The sequence below is a fragment of the Algorimicrobium echini genome, from assembly GCF_900115185.1.
Classification (GTDB): Bacteria; Bacteroidota; Bacteroidia; order Flavobacteriales; family Flavobacteriaceae; genus Algorimicrobium; species Algorimicrobium echini.
The window spans coordinates 564,078-582,208 of record NZ_FOVN01000001.1; the positions used below are offsets into that span (position 1 = coordinate 564,078).

Consider the following 18,131-nt stretch of genomic DNA (forward strand, 5'->3'; position numbering starts at 1 on the left):
TTCTATTTTTTTAGTACCTTCGCAACTATATTTTAGACTTATGAAAAAATTAGTTTTTATTGCTGTAATTTTAATGGGTATTATTTCATGTAAAAACGGAAATGAAACCAATTCTAAATTAAAAGTGGTTACCACCACAACCATGATTACCGATTTGGTTCAAAATATAGGTGGCAACTATATAGCTGTAGAAGGCTTAATGGGAAGCGGAGTAGATCCGCATTTATATAAAGCTAGTGAAGGCGATGTTAATAAAATTGCACGTGCGGATGTTATTTTTTATGGCGGATTGCATTTGGAAGGCAAGCTCGTTGAAGTCTTTGAAAAAATGGGTAGCCAAAATATAAACACCATAGCAGTTTCAGATACTTTAGATAAGAAAACCCTAATTGGATCTGAATATTTTGCCTCTAATTATGATCCTCATATATGGTTTGATGTGACTAATTGGGAATTAATTACACAATTTGTTGTTAAGAAATTATCAGAAGCGAATCCAGAAAATCAAGCCATATTTAAAAAGAATGGCGAAGATTACCTCAACAAATTACAAGCTTTAAATGTTCATATAAAATCCGTAATCAAAACACTACCTGAAAACAAAAGAATTCTAGTTACAGCTCATGATGCATTTAATTATTTTGGTCAAGCGTATGGTTTTGAGGTGGTTGGACTTCAAGGATTGTCAACTGCTACCGAAGCTGGTGTTCAAGATGTTCAAAATCTAGCTACCTTTATTATTGACAAACAAGTTAAGGCTATTTTTATAGAAAGTTCTGTACCAAAACGTACTATTGAAGCACTTCAAGCAGCCGTCCAGTATAAAGGGTTTGATGTACAAATTGGTGGCACATTATATTCGGATGCGTTAGGAAATGCAGGTACAGAGGAAGGAACTTATATTGGGATGTTTAGGTATAATGTGAATACCATAGTGAATGCGCTCAAGTAATAAAAGTGAATTATGAGTATTCAAGTCCTATTTTGATTAAAGAGATTTAAAGAATTAAAAAAAAAGTAAGGTGAAATTCCCATATCAATTCGTAGAATTGACCATCAAAATTCAGAAATAATGAGTAAAAAAACGTAATTGCGAAGCGCAGCTTCAAACATAAAGATTCGAAAACGAATGGCTCTTTAGTGATTTCCTAATTTTGATAATGATTTTTTGGTTCGTTTTGTATCAAGACAAAATGAACAGAAATAAATTTATGAAACAACCAAACGAAAATAAAAACATAACGGACCCGTCGGGCGTCATGGCCGTTCAAATAGACGACCTCACCGTTGCCTACAACTACAAACCCGTACTTTGGGATATTGATTTAGAAATTCCAGAAGGCGTACTTATGGCTATTGTTGGCCCAAATGGCGCCGGAAAATCTACGCTTATTAAAGCTATTTTAGGAATTTTAAAACCCATTGCTGGCAGCATAAGTATTTATGGTAAGCCCTATAAACAACAGCGCGATTTAGTAGCCTATGTTCCTCAAAAAGGTAGCGTAGATTGGGACTTCCCAACCACTGCTTTAGATGTTGTTATGATGGGAACTTATGGCAGTTTGGGTTGGATAAAACGGCCTGGTCAAAAAGAGAAAAAAGCCTCTTTAGAAGCCTTGGAGCAGGTTGGAATGTTAGCCTTTAAAAACCGACAAATTAGTCAGCTATCTGGAGGTCAGCAACAACGTATTTTTTTAGCACGAGCACTCGTTCAAGATGCGTCTATTTATTTTATGGATGAACCTTTTCAGGGTGTCGATGCCACAACCGAAATTGCTATCATTAACATCCTAAAAGCTTTACGAAAAGCCAACAAAACAGTTATAGTTGTTCATCACGACTTACAAACCGTTCCAGAATATTTTGATTGGGTGACTTTCTTAAATGTGAAAAAAATTGCTACAGGTCCTGTTAAAGATATTTTTAATGATGATAATTTGACTAAAACATACGGTATTAATTATAAAGTTAGTATTCAGAAATAGTAGTTAGTGGTTAGTGGTTAGTGGTTAGTGGTTAGAAAACTAATTTAATTATATGGAAAAATCGAAATTTAAATTTGAAGACTTAAAGGTTTATGATAAAGCTTTAGACTTTATAGACTTAACATATAAAACATGTGAAAAATTTCCAAATGCAGAACGATTTGCTCTTTCCTCACAATTTACGCGTGCAGCAGTTTCAATTGCTCTAAATATTGCGGAAGGATCATCTGACACCGACAAACAGTTTAATCGATTTCTCCAAATGGCTTTAGATTCTGTTAATGAATGTGTGGTTTGTTCTACTATTTCAAAACGTCAAAATTATATTTCTGAAGATGTTGATTCGGGGATAAGACTAAAACTTGTTGAATTATCCAAAATGATAACAAGCCTCCAAAAATATCTTAAAATTAAAAAAACTAACCTCTAAAAACTATCCGCTAATAAACTTCCTAGAATACATAGAACTCCTCATCAACGACTACACCTTGCGCACCATAACACTTGGAACCGCAATTCTTGGTGCCGTAACTGGTATGCTAGGAAGTTTTGCTGTATTGCGAAAACAAAGTTTACTTGGTGATGCTATTTCGCATGCTGCCTTACCAGGAATAGCCATTGCATTTTTAATTACAGGAGCCAAAGACAGTAATACCTTATTACTTGGTGCTTTAGTTAGTGGCTTAATAGGAACATTTTGGATTCGTGGTATTATTACTAAAACACACTTAAAATCAGATACGGCTTTAGGATTAATTTTATCCTTGTTTTTTGGATTTGGCATGCTGTTATTAACCTTCATTCAAAAACAGCCCAATGCCAATCAAGCAGGCTTGGATAAATATTTATTTGGTCAGGCAGCAACACTTGTGGAAAGTGATGTTTGGCTCATGGCAATTGTTACTGGGCTATGCTTAATAGTGTTGCTCTTATTTTGGAAGGAATTCAAAATTCTATTATTTGATAAAGATTATGCGCAAACCATAGGCTTCAACACCAAAACTATTGATATTCTCATTACCTCATTCATTGTATTAGCTATTGTTTTAGGTTTGCAAACCGTAGGTGTGGTTTTAATGAGTGCTATGTTGTTGGCACCTGCCGCTGCTGCACGACAATGGACAAATAGTTTGAGCACTATGGTTTTTCTTGCTGCTATTTTCGGCGCTTTTTCGGGAGTTTTTGGAACAGCTATTAGCGCTAGTCAAAACAACTTATCTACAGGTCCTGTTATTGTTTTAGTCGCTTCAGTTTTTGTATTATTCTCCTTTGTATTTTCGCCAAGTCGTGGCTTACTTTTCAGGCAAATTCGATTTATTAAAAACCGTCGTGACTTAGAACAACATAAAACACTAGCATTCATGTTTCAAATTGCGAAAACACACGATAATATTTCGCATCCGCACACCATTAAGATCCTGAATAATTTTCAAGGATTTACCCGAGGAACGCTTCAAAAGTTAGTCGATAAAAACTTGGTAACTCTAGAAGGAAATATGTGGAGCTTAACACAGGAAGGGTTTGAAACCGCTTCCAATTTGTACAATCAACAAATTACAAAACATGAGTAGCGCACAATTTGAAATACAACTCATAGCTAGTTTGGTGGCTTTAGCCTGTGCTATTCCAGGTACGTTTTTAGTATTACGAAAAATGGCCATGATTAGCGATGCTATCAGTCATTCCATTTTACCAGGTTTAGTAGTTGGTTTTTTTATGACTCAAGATTTAAATTCGCCACTACTCATACTTTTAGCCGCATTAACAGGAGTTATTACTGTTGTTTTAGTTGAACAAATTCAGAAAACAGGTTTGGTAAAAGAAGACACAGCTATTGGACTCGTTTTTCCAGCATTGTTTAGTATTGGTGTCATTTTAATTGCGAAAAATGCCAACGATATTCATTTAGATATTGATGCCGTTTTACTAGGTGAATTAGCTTTCGCTCCTTTTGATAGACTCATTATTTCAGGAACAGATGTTGGGCCAAAATCCCTTTGGGTAGTTGGCACCATTCTCTTCATTACAATTGGACTTTTAGTCGCTTTTTTTAAAGAGCTTAAGTTAAGCACGTTTGATGCTGGATTGGCTGCTTCTTTAGGATTTTCACCTGTGGCTATTCATTACGGACTCATGACGGTTTCATCAATTACAACCGTTGGTGCCTTTGATGCTGTTGGTGCTATTTTAGTAGTGGCGCTTATGATTGCGCCAGCTGCAAGCGCCTATTTATTAACAACCGATTTAAAAAAAATGCTCGCATTATCCATGTTTTTTGGCGTGTTTAGCGCTATTTCTGGCTATTGGCTAGCGCATTGGCTGGATGCTTCCATAGCCGGTTCCATTACAACCATGTTGGGAATTTTATTTTTATTCGTTTACCTGTTTGCGCCTAGTAAAGGATTAATTGCTGTCATGCATCGAGAGAAGCAACAAAAAATAGAAGTCTCGCTCCTTACCTTTCTACTGCATTTAAAAAACCACACTGAAGCGAGTGAACGCCATGTAAATCACCTTTCTGAACATATTAACTGGCAAAAAATACGTGCAAAAACGGTTTTAGATTTAGCGAAAAAAAATAACATGATTACCATTGAAAACAATCTTGTTTCCTTAACCGAAAAAGGGGATATTTTCACCACACAAGCCATCGATTATATCATTACCAACGAAGATGCACAAATTGAAGATATGAAGGATGATTTCTTCTTGTTTAGGGGTTAGTCAACTGAAAAAAATTATTCCTTCACCAAATTACGTCCAACCAACCATTCTACATCAGACTTAAAAATCCGCAACGTTGTTGGTATCTCACGACTCGATTTAGCTCTCGGTGATTTTGTGCTAAATCGTGCTTCCGTGTTATTCAAATCCAACGTATGTTTTGAATCTAAATCAGATTCAGTATTAGTGAAATAAACAATATTCTTTTTTAATTCCCAAGTCCCTTTCCCATAGGTATAGGATTCTGGAGGATGCATACCATCAAATTTTTTATAACTAAGAAACTCGAAACTGCTATCTGAATTTAACGTAAGTGTCTCGTTACAAATACCGTTTGAACCTTCAAAATTTAATTGATAGGTGCCAGAAACCGTTTCCGATTGAGAAAATAAAGCGGTTTGAAAAAGTATGACAAGGAAAAAAAGAATCTGTTTCATGATGTGTTGGTTTAGAATATCTTGGTGGCAATTATGATGCCAACACTAAAACAATCCTAAAACCCACGCTCCTTCTGCAATTGTTCATAAGCTTCTTGCACTTGCCTAAACTTTTCTTCAGCGCCATGTTGGTGTTCTTTTCCTAAATGAATCACGCGATCAGGATGATATTTTTTAGCCATTTTTCGGTAAGCGGCTTTTATTTCGGTTACGCTTGCCGATTTTTCAATCTCCAATATTTTATACGCATTATCACTGCTATTATAAAACATGGCTTTTATGCTTTCGTAATCTATAGCTCGAATACCTAAATAACCTGAAATGGTATAAATCTTATTCACTTCGGCTTCCGTAACATGGCCATCAGCTTTAGCTATTCCGAAAAGAAAATGTAATAATTGCAAACGTGACGGATGATCCATCATTTGTCTGATTTGCAAACACACTTGCTGTACAGGAATTTCTTGTTTGTTAATATTTTTAAACAACTGAAAGGCATGATTTGCACGCTCTTTTCCATACATATGCAAAAACTGTTGGCGTACAAAATCCAATTCGCGTTGGTCCTGCTTGCCATCGGCTTTTATAACAATAGAAGCTAAGACTAACAAACTAACCTCAAAATCGCCGGAACGTGTTTGTGGTTGAGTTGCACGCGATCTGTATGTTCGCCCTTGCTGACCCTGTCTGAATACGGATTCCAAATCTTTTCTATCTGAAAACGCATCCATTAAACCACCTAAAGCCATACCAATTATAGCACCTATTGGACCACCAAACGACCAGCCTAATGCGGCTCCTATCCATTTTGAAAAATTCATTTAAACTCTAATTTTTTATTTTATGAAAAACCTGAAACTATTAAATACAATCCTAATCTCTAGAATGGATTTTCAGGTTTACGAAATCCAGTCTCGACAATAAAAATTTTGCGTAAATATACTATTTGTTAGTAGATTGCTTACGGCATTTGTTACACAATTGGTATCTTTGCATTTCAATAAGTATTAATCATATAAAACAGAATATATGTATCCAGCAGAATTAGTAAAACCAATGCGTGAAGATTTAACCAAAATTGGTTTTGAAGAATTACATACTGCCGAAGCTGTTGATGCAGCTTTAGCTAAAGAAGGAACAACACTTGTGGTTGTCAATTCCGTTTGCGGTTGTGCAGCAGCCAATGCACGTCCAGGAGCTCGTATGAGTTTAGAAAACAGCAAAAAACCAGACCATATTGTAACGGTTTTTGCAGGTGTAGATAAGGATGCGGTTAACCAAGCACGTCAGCACATGGTGCCATTTCCTCCTAGCTCACCTTGTATGGCCTTGTTTAAAGATGGTGAATTGGTTCATATGCTTGAACGCCATCATATTGAAGGTCGTCCAGCTGAGATGATAGCAGAAAACCTAAAAGATGCTTACAATGCAAATTGTTAAAAATAGTATCAAAATAGAATTTAAACCACGATTATGTCGTGGTTTTTTTTGTGCTTGAAACAGTTTAAAGTAATTTAGCAATACTAAATAGTTGTCATTAAAATGGAAAAATTTGTCGCCTATATTTTAACGAGTATTTATGCTGTTTTCTTTTTGCTAACATTGGTTATTTTTCATCCCATTCAATGGTTTTGCTTTAATGTATTTGGCCGTAAAGCACACAAAATAAGTGTTGATTGGTTGCAATTCTTCATTATGCGCTGTACCAATATTTTAGGAACACATTACACCTTTACTAACCAATATACTATTCCTAAAAATCAACCTGTAATTATAGTCGCCAATCATCAAAGTATGTATGATATTTCGCCTATCATGTGGTACTTACGGGATATAAACCCAAAATTTATTAGTAAAAAAGAACTTGGAAAAGGCATTCCGAGTGTGTCCTATAATTTACGCCACGGTGGCAATGTATTAATTGACCGAAAAAACCCAAGGCAATCATTACCGGCACTCATGAAATTTGGTGAAAATATTGAAAAAACAAAGGGTACAGCGGTCATTTTTCCAGAAGGCACTCGCAGTAAAAATGGACAGCCCAAACCATTTCAAACAAAAGGGTTGGAAATTTTATTAAAAAAAATCCCTTCAGCCGTTATTGTTCCAATTACGATTAATAATTCATGGAAGCTCTTAAAATACGGTAAATTCCCAATGGGAATTGGAAATCATCTAAAATTAACAGTTCATAAACCTTTAAAATTGGCTACCTTTGAAGATAAAGCAAAGCTAATTGAACAAATAGAAACCACCATTTCTTCGGCAGTAGAACTGTAAAATTTAACATTATGTCTTTAAAAAACGTCCGATTAGAAGTCATGCAACACCTTGAAAAAGATGTGGATGCACTTATAGAAAAATATTTAATTCCTGTTGATAGCATTTGGCAGCCATCTGATTTTTTACCGAATTCTGAAAACGATAATTTCTTGGAAAGTGTGAAAGAAATTCGGGAGCTATCTAAAGAATTACCTTACGATTTTTGGGTAGTTTTAGTAGGCGATATGATAACAGAAGAAGCCTTACCAACCTACGAATCTTGGTTAATGGATGTAGAAGGAGTTGATCAAGTAGGGCGTAATTCTTGGGGAAAATGGGTACGCCATTGGACGGCTGAAGAAAACCGACATGGTGATGTACTGAATAAATACTTGTATCTATCAGGCCGCGTTAACATGAAAGAAATTGAAAAAACCACACAGCATCTGATTGCTGATGGTTTTGATATTGGAACGGATCGTGATCCGTATAAAAACTTTTTATATACCAGTTTTCAAGAACTAGCAACCTATATTTCACACAATCGTGTAGCTAAATTAGCCAAAGATCGCGGCAATAAACAGCTGTCTAAAATGTGTAAAATTATTTCGGGTGATGAAATGCGTCACCACCATGCATATTGCGAATTTGTAGAACGCATTTTTAAAGTGGATCCCAATCAGATGATGCTCGCTTTTCAACACATGATGAAATTAAAAATTACCATGCCAGCACATTTTTTAAGAGAATCTGGAAATAAAATAGGAACAGCTTTCGAAGAATTTTCAAATACCGCTCAACGCATTGGCGTGTACACTTCTGCCGATTATGTGGCTATTTTAGACAAACTATTAGTACGCTGGGAAATTGATAAAATAACGAATCTATCAGACGAAGCTGAAAAAGCAAGAGATTACCTCATGAAACTTCCAGCGCGTTTAACCCGACTTTCTGAACGTATGAAAGTTCCTGAAAACTCGTTTCAGTTTAAGTGGGTGGAGCCTGCTTCTTTGAAGTAATGAATCAGGTATTAATTTTTAAAATTCCTTTCAGGTTTCTGAAAGGAATTCTTATTTTTATAACTCTATGAAAAACCAACAAACACTAACAAATACCATCGCTTTTGTAAAAACGCACTTAAAAAGTGCCGAAGGTGGTCATGACTGGTTTCACATAGAACGCGTTTATAAAAACGCCCTTTTAATTGCAAAAGACGAAACTGTAGATAATTTTGTTGTTGCTTTGGGTGCTTTGCTGCATGATATTGCAGATAGTAAATTTCATAATGGCGATGAAACTATTGGTCCAAAAATAGCCCGTGAATTTCTGTTTAAAGAAAACGTGGATTCCAAAACCATTGAACACGTTGTTCAAATTATTAAGCACATTTCGTACAGTTCCAGTTTAGATTCCAACAAATCATTTACATCACCCGAATTGGATGTTGTTCAGGATGCAGACCGGTTGGATGCTTTGGGAGCCATTGGTATTGCTAGAACTTTTAATTATGGTGGCTTTAAAAATCGGGCACTTTATAATCCAGACATTAAACCTAATTTAACGATGGATAAAAGTACTTACAAAAAATCTGAAGCACCTACCATAAATCATTTTTATGAAAAATTACTACTGTTAAAAGATACTATGAATACCAAAGCAGGAAAAAAAATAGCTGAAAAACGACATGAATTTATGCTCGCGTTTTTAGAAGCGTTTTATGCCGAATGGGATGGAAGAAGCTAACTGCATATTTAAAACTATATCTGGTATTCCTAATGATAATCAGATTGAGTTGCTGCTAACATTATATCAAGAAATTTTTGAAGATGCTGATGCAGCATTCTTCATTGAAAGACTAAAAAATGAGTCTGATGTTTTTTCCATATTAGCATTTCACTCAAATAAACTTATTGGATTCAAAATTGGCTACTCACAATCTGAAATCATATTCTACAGCTGGATTGGCGGCATAAAAAAGACCTTTAGAAATCAAGGCATTGGAAAACAATTGGCCATGATTCAGGAAAACCATGCGCGATTATCTGGCTTTAAAATTCTAAAAACAAAATCCATGAATCGGTTTAAACCCATGATGATTTTAAATTTAAAAAACGGTTTTAATATCACTAAAATCTATACAAATACAAAAGGACAGACCAAAATTGTGTTTGAAAAAAGCTTAAATAAATTATAACAAAAAACCTGAAAACGAAGTGCTTTCAGGTTTTAAAATATTTAAAATTCTCTTGTTTTATTTCCCAGGAAAATCGGCTTTACGTTTTTCTAAAAAGGCCGTTGTTCCTTCTTTAAAATCGTCTGTTCCAAAACAGTTTCCAAACTCTTCAATTTCCACATCATAACCATGAATCCCGTCTTTAAAATTGGCATTTATAGCTTTTATAGCACCTTTAATGGCAACTGATGAATTACGCATGATTTTACCTGCAATTTTTTCAGTTAGCGGAATAAGGTCGTCTTCAGTTGTTACGTGGTTCACTAGCCCGTATTCCAATGCTTGGTTGGCATCAATCATTCCTGCAGTCATAACCATTTCCATTGCGCGTCCTTTACCTACCAACTGTGGCAAACGCTGGGTGCCACCATACCCTGGAATTACACCTAAAGAAACTTCTGGAAGTCCCATTTTAGCATTCATACTCGCTATTCTAAAATGGCAAGCCATAGCTAATTCTAATCCGCCTCCTAAAGCAAAACCATTAATAGCTGCAATAACCGGAGTTCCTAAATTTTCAACAAAGTTAAAAAGTAAGTCTTGTCCTTTAGCTGCTAATTGACCACCGTTATACTCATCAAAATTAGCAAATTCACTAATGTCAGCACCGGCTACAAAGGCCTTTTCTCCACTTCCAGTAACAATAATAACTTTGGTTTCGGTATCAGTATTAGCTGCTTTAAATGCCTCATGTAATTCTTGAATGGTTTCTTTATTTAAGGCGTTTAATTTACTAGGCCTGTTTATTGTTATGGTTGTTAAACCATTTTGGGTTTCTGAAAGGATGTTATTGTATGACATATATCGAATTTTTTAAAAGTGACTCCATAAGAATCAATGAGCCACTATAAATTTATAAAATAATTATTTTTTAGGAATCGTTACTGTAAACGTGGTTCCTTCGTTTAGTTGTGATGTAAAGGTAATATTTCCATTATAAGTTTCCACAATATTCTTAACCATTCCTAATCCTAATCCCATTCCACTAGTTTTTGTGGTGAATTTTGGTTCGAAAATTTTTACCATATTTTCTTCTGAAATCCCTTTGCCATTATCCGTAACAGTAATGTTTACAAAATCATCATCATCTCGAACCTCTACAACAATTTTAGGTGTTTTTAAACTATCTTCAGGGATGGCTTGAATACCATTTTTTACTAAATTTGTTACCACACGAATCAGCTGTGTTCTATCAAAATTGGCAATAATTTCTTTCTTATCAGCAAGAAAAACAATGTAGTCTTCATTAAATATATCTAAAGCCAATTTAACAATATTAACCACATTTAAAGTTTCATTTTGTTGTGCAGGCATTTTAGCAAAATTTGAAAATGCTGACGCAATAGAGCTCATAGTATCAATCTGTTGGATTAAGGTTTTACTATATTCATCTACTTTTTGATGAATATTAGGATCTTCAGGATCAAATTTACGCTGAAAACTTTGCACACTCAAACGCATAGGCGTTAATGGGTTTTTAATTTCGTGCGCTACCTGTTTGGCCATTTCACGCCAAGCTTGTTCACGCTCGCTGGTGGCAAGTTTTACAGCACTGGCTTCCAACTCATCAATCATACTGTTGTACGATTTTACTAATATGGCAATTTCCTGACTGGTATTCCCAATATCAATTTTTTTATTACCTGTTTCAAAACGCGTTTCATTCATTTTATCACTTATGGTTTTAAGTGATTTTGTAATGTATTTTGACAATAAATACGCCAATCCAATAGCAATAATTAGCATCACAAAATAAGCGTAACTTAAACGCTCCAAAAATTCCTGAAGTTCCTTGTTTAAAAAATCATCATTTTCTAAATAGTGCAAGTTTAAAATAGCTAATGGCTTGAAACGTTTATCGGTAATAATGGAATAAGATGATAGGTAACTGTCATTATTCTCCAACGTTTTATTTACATACCGATGATCCAACGAATGAGAAATGGTATTTAAAATTTTAGCGTCTAAACATTTTGTTAGCGAATCCGAGTCAAAACTCGCTTTCGAGGATTTTAATAAGCCACCATCTAAATTATAGAGATTAATTTCCATATTATGAATGGTTGCAATTTGGTAAATAGCATCCTTAAAAATAAGAGACATCATTTCGGGTTTCACCTCATAAGTGGTTTCTTTTATCGTGTAATCTATACTCGCTTGGATGTTTTCTTCTTTCCGCTCCAGCCTATCTTGATGATACTCTCTAGCCTCTTCATTATATTGATAAATGGTTACACCAGCAATCAGTATTGAAGCTAGTAAAACCAATAAAATCATGGCAATAAAAATGCGTAAGCGTAATGAGAATCTAGCTAATTTCATGTGGTGCGTTTAATTTTAAAGTTAACAACAATTAAGCCAACTTACTTATGCGTTGGGATTTTTACCTCTAATATTTTTATAAATCTTAAATCCTAACATCAATAAAACACCTAAAACGAAAATACCTATCACGCCAAACACCCAATTTATGGCGCTTTTCAGGATGACTAAAAACACAACGGCAAATAGGATAAAAGTAGCGCCTTCGTTCCAAAGTCGCATAAAATTTGATGATTTTCGGACATCATCTTTTTGAAGTTGTTTGTAAAATTGATGTGTTTTTAAATGGTACAAAACTAATAACAAAACAAATAATAATTTAACATGCATCCAAGGCTGTTCCAACCAAACTGGTTGTAAAATTAAGAGCCATATAGCGAAAGTAGTCGCCAATATAGCCGATGGCCATGTTATGATGTTCCACAATCGTTTAGCCATTAATTTTAATTGCGTGCCCAATATTTCCTTATCTGGTGATGGTTTGTAATACGCTTCAATTTGATATACAAACAGCCTAGGTATATAAAACAACCCAGCAAACCAAGTAACGACAAAAATGAGATGAAATGATTTTATATAATTGTAGTATTCCATTATTTTTCAATAAATAAATAATTCAACTGCTTGTCATTAAATGCAGAATTAAAGGCTGAAATTTCATCACTAACCAATTTATTAAACTGCGTTAACTGCACCTCTATTTCTTGTGTTAACTGGTTTTTAACAGCCACATCTTGATCTGTTGGCGCAAAATCGCCCATACTAACCAAGGCATTTAAATGACCTAATTTATTGGTTAATCGGATAGGGAAATTCAAGGGGTCTTGCCCACTTCTGTTTTTTGTTTGATATAAAACCTCTTCTATTTCGGTAAATTGTTCTCTTAATTTTTTTGATTTTTCTAATAAGCCTGAAACACGTTCATCGCCCTTATATTGCTTCTCGAATGCTAATAATTGCGATTTAATATCTCGTATTTTTTTAATAGACTGATGCGCATCATCCATGGTTTTATTCACGTCTGTAATAAAATCGAATTGCTTTTGCATATCTGCAATAGTACTTTCTGACCTGGGGTCTGGTAAAATTTCAAAGTTTTGGGTTTGGCTGTCATCATTAACTTTTAAAGTAACTTTATAGCTTCCCGGAACCGCTTTAGGTCCATTTAAACTTGCCCACCACAAAATCATGCCGTCTAATTTTTCAGCACCTTTATATATCATATCCCACGTAAATTGATTTAATCCGTTCTCAACCTTTAGTTTATACTTATCACTTGTATTTGAAAACACTTGAATGGTATCTCCTTTTGTATCAAAATAAGTTAATGATATGGAATCTTTTTCTGTAATATTTTCAACATTAAAATATGTTATTACACCACTTGGATGATTGGTTCCAGAGGTTTTACTTCCAGAGCGTCCACCTCCATCCATGCGGTACGTTGGTTTGGGTTTAAATAATTTAGTGGTATTTGGCTTTGTTGTATACAATTGATGTAAAAGCGATAAATCGTCTAAAATCCAAAGACTACGACCTTGTGTTGCTACAATCAGGTTATTATCTTTAATGGTTAAATCGGTTATGGGAACAATGGGTAAATTTAACTGAAAGGGTTGCCAATCTTTTCCTTCATTAAATGATATATAAATACCTGTTTCCGTTCCTGCATACAACAAGCCTTTTTGTTTAGGATCTTCCCGAACAACTCTAGTAAAGTGTTCTTCATGAATACCATTAGTGATTTTCTTCCACGTTTTTCCGTAATCTGTTGTTTTGTAGATGTATGGTGAGAAATCACCTGTTTTATATTTTGTTCCTGCCACATAACAAGTTCCAGCATCAAAAGCACTTGGTTCCATACTATTAATCATCATCCATTCAGGCATCCCTTTTGGTGTAACATTTGCCCAATTTTTTCCACCATCCTGCGTGACATGAATTAAACCATCATCACTTCCAACCCAAAGTAAACCTTCTACTAATGGTGATTCTTGAGCTGCAAAAATGGTACAATAATATTCTACAGAGGTGTTATCTTGGGTAATTGGCCCTCCTGAAGACTTGAGTTTTTCAGGATCATTTCTGGTTAAATCGGGACTGATAATCTCCCAAGATTGCCCTTCATTTTCGCTAACATGAACATTTTGAGAAAATGTATAAAGTCTATTAGGATTATGCTTTGAAAAAATAATTGGAAAATTCCATTGAAAACGGTATTTCATGCCTTCAGCTCCATGACCCATAGGGTTATCTGGCCAAACATTTATTGCACGTTCCGTACCTCTTTTATGATTGATACGGGTTAAAAACCCACCATAACTACCGCCATAAACGATATCATCATTTTTAGGATCAACAGCAATATGAGCAGATTCACCTCCTGCTGTGCTTTCCCAATCGTCTTCTGAAATAGACCAGCCATCGGTTCTATGAGGAATTCTAACAGTTGAATTATCTTGTTGCGCTGCATAAATGCGGTATGGAAAATGATTATCTGTAGTAACCCGATAAAATTGTGAGGTTGGTTGATTGTGATAAGTACTCCATGTTTCGCCACCATCATAGGTCACTTGCGCTCCGCCATCGTCTCCAATTATCATGCGTTTGGGATTTTCAGGAGCAATCCAAAGGTCGTGATGATCTCCATGTGGTGCATTATAGCTTTCAAAAGACTGTCCACCATCTGTACTTTTATGATAATTAACATTCAATACGTAAACCGTATTCACATTTTCAGTATCAGCATAAACACGTGTGTAATACCAAGCGCGTTGACGCAAGTTACGCTCGCTATTCACATTTTTCCAAGATACTCCGCCATCATCGCTTCTATACAAACCTCCTTTTTCCTTATTTTCAACCATGGCCCAAATACGTTGGTTGTTTACAGGTGAAACAGTAACACCTATAATTCCCAATGTATCTGTTGGAAACCCTTTATTTGATGAAATCTCTGTCCAGGTTTCACCACGATCTACACTTTTCCACAGTGCTGAACCGTTGCCTCCAGAGCTCAAACTATAAGGCGTGCGTTGCACGCGCCACGTAGATGCATAGATAATTCTTGGATTTGTTGGATCGATAATTAAATCAACCACACCTGAATTAGCATTGGCAAATAAGGTTTTCTTCCATGTTTTTCCACCATCTATACTTTTATAAACACCACGCTCTTCGGTTGGTTTATAAATATTTCCTAAAACGCCTGCATAAACTATGTCGTGATTAGTGGGATCTATTACTATTCTAGGAATGTGTCGGGAATTTTTTAATCCAGAAGCCTTCCAAGTTTTGCCAGCATCCACACTTTTCCAGATACCATAACCAGATGACACGTTACCACGAACAGTTTTCTCGCCACCTCCAACATATATCACGTTTGGATCGTTTTTAGCAACAGAAATAGCGCCTATACTACCTCCAAAAAAGCCATCGGAAATATTTTCCCATGATCTACCACCATCGGTAGTTCTCCAAACGCCTCCTCCTGTAGCTCCAAAATAAAAAAGGTTAGGTTTATTGGGAACACCTGTTACTGCCGCACTTCTACCACCGCGAAATGGACCAATTAATCTGTACTCTAAATTGGAATAGCTGGATTCAGAGAATGATTGTGCATTTAAAAATGTCTGATTCCCTAATGAAAACACTAGAATAAAAATAGCTAAAAGTTGACGCATTTTTGGATGGTTTGGTTAATGAGGACTAAAAATACGGATTATTCACAACTAACCGATATTCGTATTCAATTTTAACGTGACTTCACGCTTTAAGAAAAAAGCCGTAACAATAGTTGATAAAACATCGGCAATTGGAAAAGAAATCCACACCCCTATTTCACCATAAAACTTTGGCAAAATTAGAATCAGCGGAATAAAGAAAAAACCTTGTCTTGTAAGCGTTAATAATAATGCTGGTATAGCTTTTCCTACAGCTTGAAAATAAGCCGCTCCAATTAGTTGAATAGCAATAATTGGCGTGGCTGCAAACACCCACCGCATGGCACTTGGTGTTTGTGCTATAACATTTGCATCTGATGTAAATAACCGCGTAATTGCCTCTGGAAAAATCATTAATAAAATAAAGACTAAAGTGGCTAAACCTGCTGCATAACTGATGGCTGTATAAATTGTTTTCTTAACACGGTTATACTGTTGCGCTCCATAATTATAACCTGCAATTGGTAAAAAGCCTTGAGTAACACCAAAAACGGGAAAAAGCGCAAACATAAGCATTCGTCCTACAATAGCATAGGCTGTTACGGATGTTTCACCACCTAAATCAAATAGAATGTTATTCATAAACAAATAAGTAATGCTAACAACTGCTTGTCTAGCCAGTGTAACAAATCCTAATGAACTAATTTCACTAACAATGTTTTTATTGAGTCCTAAATGCGAAAAGTTCAGTTTTAATTCGGAGTGTTTAGATAAAAAAAACCAAACTATAAAGGCTAAACATAAAAAATAAGAACTCGTTGTAGCCCAAGCAGCTCCTGCCATCCCTAAATCTAATAAGTTTATAAACACATAATCTAAAATTAAATTTCCTACGGAGGGAATTAACATAGCGTACATTGCAAATTTTGGTTTGCCTTCAGCACGAATGACAGTATTACCCATCATACTTAAAGCTAAAACAGGCACGCCATACAAAACAATTTTATAGTAAATTTTAGCAGGCTCAAAAATAGCACCTTGGCCACCAAATGCTGGTATAATACTATTTATATAAATTAACCCAAATATAACCATAGAAATGGTTAACAATAGGGTAAGTGTAATTTGATTACCAAATACCTTTAAAGCTTTTACTGCGTTATTAGCGCCTAAAGCACGAGAAATAATAGAGGAACCTCCTATTCCGATACTCATACCCAAGGCAGCAATAAAGAAAGACACTGGTAACACCACATTGATAGCAGCAATAGCAGTTGAGCCAATCCAGTTACCAACAAAAATAGTGTCTACTAAAATATTCAAGGACATAACTAAAATACCTATAGATGCAGGTACAGCTTGCTTAATAAGCAATTTACCAATAGGCTTGGTGCCTAACTCTTCAGATGATATTTTAGCCATATTGCTTTACTAGAAGATTGGATTTATGTTATACTTTAGACCGTTTCTTTTTTTGATGTTGCCCAATTAGTTATCCATTTGGAGAGCAAATTCACCCAAGGCATATCAGCATTTAAACAGGGAATTGTGGTAAACTCTTTTCCACCCATTTCATGGAATATCTCTTCACCTTCCATAGCAATTTCCTCCAAAGTTTCTAGGCAATCGCTCACAAAAGCTGGTGTAACAATAGCCATATTTTTAATACCTTCTTTACCTAATCTTTCAATTGTTCTATCTGTATAAGGTTGCAACCATGGGTCAAAACCCAATCGAGACTGGAAACTAGTTGAATACGTTCCAGGAGCAAACCCCAGTTTTTCTGCTACCAAACGGGTAACTTCTAAGCATTGGTGTCTGTAGCAAAACTCATGAGCAGGTGAAGGGGTAGCACAACAACTGCCATCAATTTTACAATGAGATTTAGTTATATCGCTTTTTCGAATATGCCGTTCTGGAACACCATGATATGAAAAGAGTAAATGCTCGTAATCTTTATCTTTTAAATGTCTGGCAATACTATTGGAAAGCACTTCAATATAATCGGGATTATTATAAAAGGCAGGCAAGCTATTCATAGTAATATTCGGAAAATGGTCTTGACGGATTTGCTCTGCTAATACCAAAATCGTTTCGGTTGTTGCCATAGCAAATTGTGGATATAAGGGTATTAAAAACACATCGTCAACACCTTTATCTACTAATTCCTGAAGTCCTTTTTTAATGGTCATACTGCCATAACGCATGGCCAGAGCTACAGGATAATCAACAGATTCTTGAACACGTTCTTGTAGCTGTTCTGAAAGCACAATTAATGGTGATCCGTTTTCCCACCAAATTTTTTTATAAGCCGCCGCCGAAGCCTTTGGACGTGTATTTAGAATAATGCCTTTTACCAGTAATGTACGTGCCCAAAGCGGCACATCAATTACGCGTTCATCCATTAAAAATTCTCCTAAATATTTTTTTACATCTTTCGGATCTGGACTATCTGGCGATCCCAAATTAACCAGTAAAACGCCTTTTTTCATTCAATATTTTTTTG

The 18,131-nt window shown here is 35.4% G+C and carries 18 protein-coding genes; 10 read left to right on the plus strand and 8 right to left on the minus strand.

The genetic code is table 11. From position 1 onward, the window contains the following. Positions 1-40 precede the first annotated feature (40 nt). The 5 genes from BM239_RS02590 to BM239_RS02610 all read left to right on the plus strand — a co-directional run bounded on the left by BM239_RS02590 (position 41) and on the right by BM239_RS02610 (position 4,709). Positions 41-952: a metal ABC transporter solute-binding protein, Zn/Mn family gene (locus BM239_RS02590; RefSeq protein ID WP_092206081.1), complete on the plus strand. Its 912-nt coding sequence runs from the start codon at positions 41-43 to the stop codon at positions 950-952. 259 nt (positions 953-1,211) lie between these two features. After that, entirely contained in the window at positions 1,212-1,985 is a 774-nt protein-coding gene (locus BM239_RS02595; protein ID WP_177208964.1) for a metal ABC transporter ATP-binding protein, read from the plus strand. A 52-nt stretch (positions 1,986-2,037) separates the two neighbouring features. Continuing rightward, positions 2,038-2,415, plus strand: coding sequence for a four helix bundle protein (locus BM239_RS02600; protein WP_092206082.1), 378 nt, complete (start codon positions 2,038-2,040; stop codon positions 2,413-2,415). Between the two features lie 58 nt (positions 2,416-2,473). Next, positions 2,474-3,556, plus strand: a complete 1,083-nt coding sequence (locus BM239_RS02605) for a metal ABC transporter permease (protein WP_262484322.1) — start codon at positions 2,474-2,476, stop codon at positions 3,554-3,556. Continuing rightward, positions 3,549-4,709 carry a metal ABC transporter permease gene (locus BM239_RS02610; protein ID WP_092206084.1) on the plus strand — a complete coding sequence of 387 codons (1,161 nt, stop codon included), beginning with the start codon at positions 3,549-3,551 and terminating at the stop codon, positions 4,707-4,709. Before BM239_RS02605 ends, BM239_RS02610 begins: the two co-directional genes overlap by 8 nt. A 14-nt stretch (positions 4,710-4,723) precedes the next feature. Here BM239_RS02610 and BM239_RS02615 read toward each other — a convergent pair whose 3' ends face one another. Together BM239_RS02615 and BM239_RS02620 are read right to left on the minus strand one after the other, a co-directional pair. After that, entirely contained in the window at positions 4,724-5,146 is a 423-nt protein-coding gene (locus BM239_RS02615; protein ID WP_092206085.1) for a hypothetical protein, read from the minus strand. A gap of 56 nt (positions 5,147-5,202) precedes the next feature. Further along, a complete protein-coding gene (locus BM239_RS02620) occupies positions 5,203-5,967 on the minus strand; it encodes a TerB family tellurite resistance protein (RefSeq protein WP_092206086.1) in 765 nt (254 codons plus the stop codon). A 208-nt stretch (positions 5,968-6,175) separates the two neighbouring features. On the opposite strand from BM239_RS02620, the gene BM239_RS02625 reads away from it, so the two are divergent. From BM239_RS02625 to BM239_RS02645, 5 genes are all read left to right on the plus strand, one after another. Next, complete coding sequence (locus BM239_RS02625; protein ID WP_092206087.1) at positions 6,176-6,586, plus strand: BrxA/BrxB family bacilliredoxin; 411 nt, start codon at positions 6,176-6,178, stop codon at positions 6,584-6,586. 102 nt (positions 6,587-6,688) lie between these two features. Further along, a complete protein-coding gene (locus BM239_RS02630; protein WP_092206088.1) occupies positions 6,689-7,426 on the plus strand; it encodes a lysophospholipid acyltransferase family protein in 738 nt (245 codons plus the stop codon). A gap of 11 nt (positions 7,427-7,437) precedes the next feature. After that, positions 7,438-8,427: an acyl-ACP desaturase gene (locus BM239_RS02635; protein WP_092206089.1), complete on the plus strand. Its 990-nt coding sequence runs from the start codon at positions 7,438-7,440 to the stop codon at positions 8,425-8,427. 67 nt (positions 8,428-8,494) lie between these two features. Then, a complete protein-coding gene (locus BM239_RS02640) occupies positions 8,495-9,151 on the plus strand; it encodes an HD domain-containing protein (RefSeq protein ID WP_092206090.1) in 657 nt (218 codons plus the stop codon). After that, positions 9,126-9,602: a GNAT family N-acetyltransferase gene (locus BM239_RS02645; protein ID WP_177208965.1), complete on the plus strand. Its 477-nt coding sequence runs from the start codon at positions 9,126-9,128 to the stop codon at positions 9,600-9,602. The genes BM239_RS02640 and BM239_RS02645 overlap by 26 nt, the downstream gene beginning before the upstream one ends. Positions 9,603-9,659: 57 nt before the next feature. Here BM239_RS02645 and BM239_RS02650 read toward each other — a convergent pair whose 3' ends face one another. From BM239_RS02650 to hemH, 6 genes are all read right to left on the minus strand, one after another. Continuing rightward, entirely contained in the window at positions 9,660-10,442 is a 783-nt protein-coding gene (locus BM239_RS02650; protein ID WP_092206092.1) for an enoyl-CoA hydratase/isomerase family protein, read from the minus strand. 63 nt (positions 10,443-10,505) lie between these two features. Beyond that, entirely contained in the window at positions 10,506-11,963 is a 1,458-nt protein-coding gene (locus tag BM239_RS02655) for a sensor histidine kinase (RefSeq protein ID WP_177208966.1), read from the minus strand. 45 nt (positions 11,964-12,008) lie between these two features. Then, positions 12,009-12,557, minus strand: a complete 549-nt coding sequence (locus BM239_RS02660; protein WP_092206093.1) for a CopD family protein — start codon at positions 12,555-12,557, stop codon at positions 12,009-12,011. Then, positions 12,557-15,646, minus strand: a complete 3,090-nt coding sequence (locus BM239_RS02665) for a VPS10 domain-containing protein (RefSeq protein WP_092206094.1) — start codon at positions 15,644-15,646, stop codon at positions 12,557-12,559. Before BM239_RS02665 ends, BM239_RS02660 begins: the two co-directional genes overlap by 1 nt. 48 nt (positions 15,647-15,694) lie before the next feature. Further along, entirely contained in the window at positions 15,695-17,047 is a 1,353-nt protein-coding gene (locus BM239_RS02670; protein ID WP_092206095.1) for an MATE family efflux transporter, read from the minus strand. Between the two features lie 35 nt (positions 17,048-17,082). Continuing rightward, positions 17,083-18,117, minus strand: coding sequence for a ferrochelatase (gene hemH, locus BM239_RS02675; protein WP_092206096.1), 1,035 nt, complete (start codon positions 18,115-18,117; stop codon positions 17,083-17,085). Between the last annotated feature and the right edge of the window lie 14 nt (positions 18,118-18,131).

Excerpts from the sequence above, each read along its gene's own strand:
- BM239_RS02665 (WP_092206094.1), bottom strand. The coding sequence starts at position 15,646 with ATGCGTCAACTTTTAGCTATTTTTATTCTAGTGTTTTCATTAGGGAAT.
- BM239_RS02615 (WP_092206085.1), bottom strand. The coding sequence starts at position 5,146 with ATGAAACAGATTCTTTTTTTCCTTGTCATACTTTTTCAAACCGCTTTA.
- BM239_RS02670 (WP_092206095.1), bottom strand. The coding sequence starts at position 17,047 with ATGGCTAAAATATCATCTGAAGAGTTAGGCACCAAGCCTATTGGTAAA.
- BM239_RS02625 (WP_092206087.1), top strand. The coding sequence starts at position 6,176 with ATGTATCCAGCAGAATTAGTAAAACCAATGCGTGAAGATTTAACCAAA.
- BM239_RS02620 (WP_092206086.1), bottom strand. The coding sequence starts at position 5,967 with ATGAATTTTTCAAAATGGATAGGAGCCGCATTAGGCTGGTCGTTTGGT.
- BM239_RS02595 (WP_177208964.1), top strand. The coding sequence starts at position 1,212 with ATGAAACAACCAAACGAAAATAAAAACATAACGGACCCGTCGGGCGTC.
- BM239_RS02650 (WP_092206092.1), bottom strand. The coding sequence starts at position 10,442 with ATGTCATACAATAACATCCTTTCAGAAACCCAAAATGGTTTAACAACC.
- BM239_RS02590 (WP_092206081.1), top strand. The coding sequence starts at position 41 with ATGAAAAAATTAGTTTTTATTGCTGTAATTTTAATGGGTATTATTTCA.
- BM239_RS02600 (WP_092206082.1), top strand. The coding sequence starts at position 2,038 with ATGGAAAAATCGAAATTTAAATTTGAAGACTTAAAGGTTTATGATAAA.
- BM239_RS02655 (WP_177208966.1), bottom strand. The coding sequence starts at position 11,963 with ATGAAATTAGCTAGATTCTCATTACGCTTACGCATTTTTATTGCCATG.
- BM239_RS02660 (WP_092206093.1), bottom strand. The coding sequence starts at position 12,557 with ATGGAATACTACAATTATATAAAATCATTTCATCTCATTTTTGTCGTT.
- BM239_RS02635 (WP_092206089.1), top strand. The coding sequence starts at position 7,438 with ATGTCTTTAAAAAACGTCCGATTAGAAGTCATGCAACACCTTGAAAAA.
- BM239_RS02640 (WP_092206090.1), top strand. The coding sequence starts at position 8,495 with ATGAAAAACCAACAAACACTAACAAATACCATCGCTTTTGTAAAAACG.
- BM239_RS02610 (WP_092206084.1), top strand. The coding sequence starts at position 3,549 with ATGAGTAGCGCACAATTTGAAATACAACTCATAGCTAGTTTGGTGGCT.
- BM239_RS02630 (WP_092206088.1), top strand. The coding sequence starts at position 6,689 with ATGGAAAAATTTGTCGCCTATATTTTAACGAGTATTTATGCTGTTTTC.
- hemH (WP_092206096.1), bottom strand. The coding sequence starts at position 18,117 with ATGAAAAAAGGCGTTTTACTGGTTAATTTGGGATCGCCAGATAGTCCA.
- BM239_RS02645 (WP_177208965.1), top strand. The coding sequence starts at position 9,126 with ATGCCGAATGGGATGGAAGAAGCTAACTGCATATTTAAAACTATATCT.